Origin of the sequence: Hallerella sp. (assembly GCF_022776125.1) — a bacterium.
Classification (GTDB): Bacteria; Fibrobacterota; Fibrobacteria; order Fibrobacterales; family Fibrobacteraceae; genus Hallerella; species Hallerella succinigenes.
In genome coordinates this window covers 1-5,480 of record NZ_JALFIA010000041.1, presented here as the reverse complement: position 1 = coordinate 5,480, position 5,480 = coordinate 1, and the positions used below count along the sequence as shown (strand labels likewise).

General features: G+C 44.7%; 6 protein-coding genes. 1 reads left to right on the top strand and 5 read right to left on the bottom strand.

Annotation, left to right across the window (positions count from 1 at the left end; genetic code table 11):
• Positions 1–333 (top strand): polysaccharide lyase (locus tag MR847_RS05075; RefSeq protein ID WP_353846837.1); only part of this gene is annotated, 333 nt, incomplete at its 5' end.
• Here the strand turns inward: MR847_RS05075 and MR847_RS05070 are convergent.
• From MR847_RS05070 to MR847_RS05050, 5 genes are all read right to left on the bottom strand, one after another.
• The gene (locus MR847_RS05070; protein WP_287723116.1) at positions 278–1,405 is read right to left on the bottom strand and encodes an O-antigen ligase family protein; all 1,128 of its coding nucleotides are present in this window, start codon (positions 1,403–1,405) and stop codon (positions 278–280) included. The genes MR847_RS05075 and MR847_RS05070 overlap by 56 nt on opposite strands.
• Before the next feature lie 264 nt (positions 1,406–1,669).
• Positions 1,670–2,653, bottom strand: coding sequence for a glycosyltransferase (locus MR847_RS05065; protein WP_100425570.1), 984 nt, complete (start codon positions 2,651–2,653; stop codon positions 1,670–1,672).
• A gap of 4 nt (positions 2,654–2,657) precedes the next feature.
• Entirely contained in the window at positions 2,658–3,524 is an 867-nt protein-coding gene (locus tag MR847_RS05060; RefSeq protein ID WP_287723115.1) for a beta-1,6-N-acetylglucosaminyltransferase, read from the bottom strand.
• A gap of 19 nt (positions 3,525–3,543) precedes the next feature.
• Positions 3,544–4,674 (bottom strand): CDP-glycerol glycerophosphotransferase family protein, encoded by a 1,131-nt coding sequence (locus MR847_RS05055; protein WP_287723114.1) that lies wholly within the window; start codon positions 4,672–4,674, stop codon positions 3,544–3,546.
• Positions 4,671–5,480, bottom strand: an 810-nt coding sequence (locus tag MR847_RS05050) for an oligosaccharide flippase family protein (RefSeq protein ID WP_287723113.1), incomplete at its 5' end; no start/stop codon positions are given. The genes MR847_RS05050 and MR847_RS05055, both read right to left, overlap by 4 nt.

Here is a 5,480-nt window from a genome sequence, read left to right as displayed (position 1 = left end):
GCAGACAATATCGTTTGGAATCTGAATGGGACCAAAGAGCGCAAAAAGATAGAGTTGGGAAAATGGCATCGGATTGTGATGCATGTGACGCTCAACGATGTGGATGGTGCGTCAGTCCGCGATAATGGGCATTTGCAAACTTGGTTTGATGGAGACCTTGTCGTCGATGTGGATACGCTTCGTCTGCGGAACAGCGCAGATCAAACGATTGACCGATTCTATTTTTCCACCTTCCACGGTGGCGGCGATCCTTCTTATGCGCCGCGGTGGGATTCTTTTATTCGTTTTCGAAATCTTCAGATCGTTCGAGAAGAGCGGGATCTGCTTCCGTAGCCTTAGCTTCTTCGAGCTCTTTGTGCAAAAAGCCGAGGGACATTCCGATGAATAAAATGCACATTTCGGTGTTTCGTCCGATTTCTCCTGAAAGAATCAAGAAAACAACGAGCAATGAGGTTTCTAGCAAGCCTTGCATGGCTAATCGAGGATGCTCTTTCCGCCGACTGAAGAATGTGAAGAAAATCTCTCCATAGAACACGATTAGCGCGAAAGCTCCAAATAAGCCGATGTCGAGAAGCGTGTAAAATATAATGGATTCAAGCCCTTGCGTTTCTTCCTTGGAATAATACATGTTTCCACTTTCACCGGCGTTTGCAAGAATGGAGTGGTTTGTATAATATAGTCCATGACCGAATAAGGGTTTGCTTGCAAATTCCACCAAGGTGAACAGCAACTGCTGTTGACGAAGATCAAGAGAACTGCCACCTTCTTTGGATGAAAAAGAGCTGATTGCATAGGAAGACAAAGAAACAGCCAAGACCGCGTATGTAATGATGGCGAGTAATTTTTTGCGGAAAGAAAGGGAGTTGGTAAAATAAATTACGCATCCGAGGAATGCACAACCCATAGAGGTTCTGGAACCGGAAAGCAGGATGGTAATCAGTAAAGCGGCAAGAACGACTTTTTCGCGATGGATGTTGAATTTCTCTTTGGCATCCTTGAAATAGGAGAGAGAAAAGAGAAACATGGTGGAAAGCAGGGCTCCCAAAACGGTCGGATGCTTTGTCGTAATCGATATTCGGGTTCTCCAACTGGAAGTGCCGAAACCATTTGTAATTCCGGCTGGCCCGAACATGTCTTTGGCTTTTGTGGAAGGGAATGCGGTGGCTATCGCTTCTCGAATGTAATTATGGTTGAGTAGATATTCCACAAGGCCAAAACCGAAATAGATTAAGAAAAAGGTGAATAAGATGCGAACGATCCTCTGTTCTTCGACTTCCTTGGCGCAGATAAAAACGGCGAACATTGGAAGGTATTTGTCAAAGCAGTAACGGAAAACTTCGTAATAGTCATGACCACCACCGCCATTGGTGTATGTGGTGACGAAGTAGGCCGCAAAAATAATCAAGACCCCAAACTTAATGGGAAATTCCTGGATGTTTTTCTTGAATTCGTGAAAATTAAATAGCAGTTCTTTTGCAAAAAATAGATAGGGCAGAAGTTGAAACGGAGTCAATTCCGGTTTCACGATAAGAGTGACATTGATGTAAAAGAAGATGTTTACAAAAATGAGGGCGATCAGCTGCTGCTCTCGAGAGCCTTTCAGAATAAAAAAGACTAAAACGAAAAAAAGAATATAAGCAAGAAGAGATAAAAGGATCATGCTCTTTCCCTATTTCGTAAGAAACTTTCGTTTTGCCTTGTCGAACTTGATAAAGAACCAATATAAAAGAGGGAAGAACAGAAAGGTTCTTGCCCGGAATCTTTCTGAAATGCGCAAGAGAGAGGAGTTGCTACAGTAGACCGTCGCATGGCGCTTTTTGATTTCGCCGAGCAGTTCCTGATGGTTTCCTTTTTGGCGACATACAAAGCAGTATCGCTTGGCGGAAAAATTCAAAAAACTCAGGACCGCGCTGCGTAAAATATCCGTGGAGCCGTTTTCCTTGTAAAATTGGATAGCTTCGATCTTTGCATCCAGACCGTTCAAGGATCTTGGATCGGTAATCGCTTTGGAAATACCCGTGGTCCGAATGAAGTAGTAATACAATTCTTGAGAGGTGAAGACCACCTTGTTTGCCAAATAAAGAGCTCTGTAGGAGAAAAATTCGTCTTCGTTGAACTTGCCGACCTTAAAGCGGAGATGGTCAAAAAGGCTGCGCTTATACAGCTTATCCCAGGCGACGACCGTCTGCGTCGCATATTGGCTTTGGTAAAGGCGCTTTGCAGCATCTTTGCCGGAAAGGGTGTCGATGGTCGGGGCTTTGTTTAAAGGCGAAACGCTTTCGGTAAACGGGGTGAAATTGCAAACAGAAATATCCGCATCGTTGCTTTTCAAAAGGTCGAAGAGCGTCGAAATCATTTCCGGATGGATGTAATCATCGGAATCGATAAAGGAGATATATTTGCCATTAGCGATGTCGATTCCCGCGTTTCTCGCGTCCGAAAGTCCGCCGTTCTTTTTATGTACCACTCGGATCCGGGCATCCTTTTCGGCGTATTCGTTGCAAATTTTTGGACAAGAGTCCGGGGAACCGTCGTCGACAAGGATGATCTCTAAATTGCGGTAGGATTGATTGAGAATGCTATCGATGCAGCGAGATAGATAGGCTTCAACCCTGTAAATGGGTACGATGATAGAAATCAGAGGCTTTTCCATTCGCTTATCCTTTTCTCAATTCGTCCAGTTTATCCAGGAGTTCAGCGGATTGGGTAACGGAAATTTTTCGGCAAAAGAAACACTTGCTTTGGATAATGTCGTCGTAATCTTCGATTTTAAGTGTACGAGGCAACGGTTCCTTGGGAACTTTTCTTGTCCAATCGATAAAACGCAAATTGTGCGGCATGATTTGGCTCGCTAACGGGCTGTTCATGAGGATCATATGGAAGAAGGACTCATCCGGAACAAAGGTCAGATAGAATCGACGGACAAAAGAACGGTGGGTCTTGCAAAAATCGAGAAGGTAATGGACTGCTTCCTGACTGAGCGAAAACCATTGCGAACCGTAGTAGAATTTTTCTTTGAGCGGTTTTCGGATGGTGATGTAGGGAAGAAGTTTTTTTTGGATATCATCCGTATGCCAGAGGATGTTTTTCCATTTTCCACGCCGGTTGATGATGTCGTTAAAGGTGTAAATCTTTAAGCGCCATTCAAACGGAGTTCCGTCTGCGATATCGAGATAGCTTTTGGTCGTGTTGTTGAAAAAATCGTCGAACTTTTCATTGGTGGAGCAAAAATAGTCGGCTCCGGAAAGCAAATGAAAATAGGCGAAGTGTTTGAAAGCGTCCGCTTCTTTCAAAAGGTTCAGCGTCGCTTTGACGAGGCTGAAGCCACCCCAGTTACAACTGATTCTCTTTTTGATCAGGGTACAGTTGGGGATGCTTTCTAGACTCGAAAAATCTTCTTTGGACTTTTTATCGATGTGCACGAAAAAATAGTGATTCGGGGAAACCAAGCTTTTGACAAGCCTTGCTACGTGAGCAGGGTTATTATGCGCTAGAATCAAAAATGCGTGAATCTTAGAGTCCATATAAGTCAAATATAGGTATTTAAGACTTTGTAATTTTATTGTGGATAATCGCTGCGATGAATTTGGCTCCTTCGCCTGAATCTTGGATCCCGTATTTGGTGCAGAAATTCTCTATTCTGCTGTTATACTGGGTTTGGTCAAAATTCAAGATGCTTTGGTGCAGGTGTTCTTCTGTTTTACTGATGGGGAAGGGCAGGTCTTGCAGAGGAATGCAAAGGTTTCTTTCGCGCGAAAGGTAGTCGTCAAAATCCTTCGCAAAAAGGAAAACCGGTTTTTGAACCATGGCGATGTCGAACATGCTCGAGGAAAAGTCGGTAATGAGAATGTCGGAAATGGCCAAGAGTTCTTGCATATCCGGGTAGTTACAGGCGTTCACAATGTTTGGCGGCAGAGAAATCTCTTTGAATTTGGCAGCATCATTCGGGTGAAGGCGCAGTAGCAGGGTAAAGTGCTTGTGGAATTTACTTTCCAGCAGTTCCGTTATTTTTTGAAAATCAAATGCGTGAAAATCAAAAGGGAAATTGGCTCGGAATGTAGGAGCGTACAAAACGATTCCTTCATTTTCCGGAAGTTTGAATTCTTGGCGGATGGCTTTGATCTTAGAATCGGGCGCCTGAAAAAGAATCGAAATGCGGGGAGAATCGCTTTTGATGACTGAGCCGTTATACCAGAATTTTGTTTTGTACATCTGCAGGCGAAAATCGCTGTTGGCGTACATCAGGTCTGTTTGAGCGGCATCGAGTTTTGCTCTTTGGACATATTCCTTGGGCATGCTGGATTCTGCATCGGCTTCGATCTTTTTTAATCCGAATGGAGCGTGCCACGTTTGGATGTAGAACTGCCCCTTGCGTTTTTGAAGGCTCATGGAGGAGTGCTTGATATTATTGACCCAGACTTTGGCGGTCGCTAGGTGGTAATAGGCAAGAAGGGAACGGTACTTGACGATTTGGATTTGGGGCGGGTGCGGCGTATGGATGTCGGAGGCGAGCCAAACCAGTCGAATGTTTGGATAGGTTCGCATTAATTCGAGTGCGATATACTTGGGGTCATCGCCCAAGCCTTTCCCGTTGAAGTTCCGAAAAACCACCTTGTTCTGCAAAGGCAATAAACGGAATAGACGGATGAGAATTTGACGGATAAGATTCTTCATGACTTTTTATTCGGCTTCTTGAATTTGTTCAGAAGCAAATTTTTACAGTAGCTGAAGGATTCAACTTTGAACAGATGGGATATGCTGACATAGAAAACGGCGGCGGTCAGGCATTGTGTCAAAAGGAGAATATAAGGATTGGCGATGAGGAATGTGAACGGGTATACGACCGCAGCCATGCCAATCGATAGAAGAGTTGCCGGAGCGAGATCTCTTAACTGTTCGAGTCGGCTGTAATTCAAAATCTTTTTGTTCGGGGTCATGTTGACGAACAGCGCATAGACGGAATAGATTGGCATCGTGACGACAATCGCCTTGACTCCGAGAGGAATTGCAGCAAGGACGAGAATCAGGTAAACGGGCTTCTTGATGATTTCAAGTTTGAGAACTGCATCACTTCGCCCGATTGCCTTGAGCGCTTGGATATTGGTAATGGAAATGCTGCCGAATAGGTGCGCAAGGCAAATCATCTGCAGGTAGAATACCGATTCAATCCATTTTTCGGTCAAAAGAATTTTAATCAGAGGCTCTGCGATAATGGCGAGCGTGCACATGCAAAAGTAGAGTAGATAAGAGCTGGTGGAGATAGCTCGGCGGGTCATCGACTTGATCTGTTCTGGACTATCGCTGTGGTTCGCCATGGCGGGAAAAAGCACCGCGCTCATCGTAGAATCCACGTTGTGGGCGATCAGCTGGGCAAAATGTGTTCCGCGGTTGTAAAACGCCAAATCGGCAGGCGTGTAAAAACGCCCGATAATAATCTGGCGCAGTTCATTAAAGACTGTCCCGATAAAGTCCGCGCACAG

What these genes read in the sequence shown, in the direction of transcription:
- MR847_RS05060 (WP_287723115.1), bottom strand. Translation starts at nt 3,524, where the DNA reads ATGGACTCTAAGATTCACGCATTTTTGATTCTAGCGCATAATAACCCT.
- MR847_RS05065 (WP_100425570.1), bottom strand. Translation starts at nt 2,653, where the DNA reads ATGGAAAAGCCTCTGATTTCTATCATCGTACCCATTTACAGGGTTGAA.
- MR847_RS05055 (WP_287723114.1), bottom strand. Translation starts at nt 4,674, where the DNA reads ATGAAGAATCTTATCCGTCAAATTCTCATCCGTCTATTCCGTTTATTG.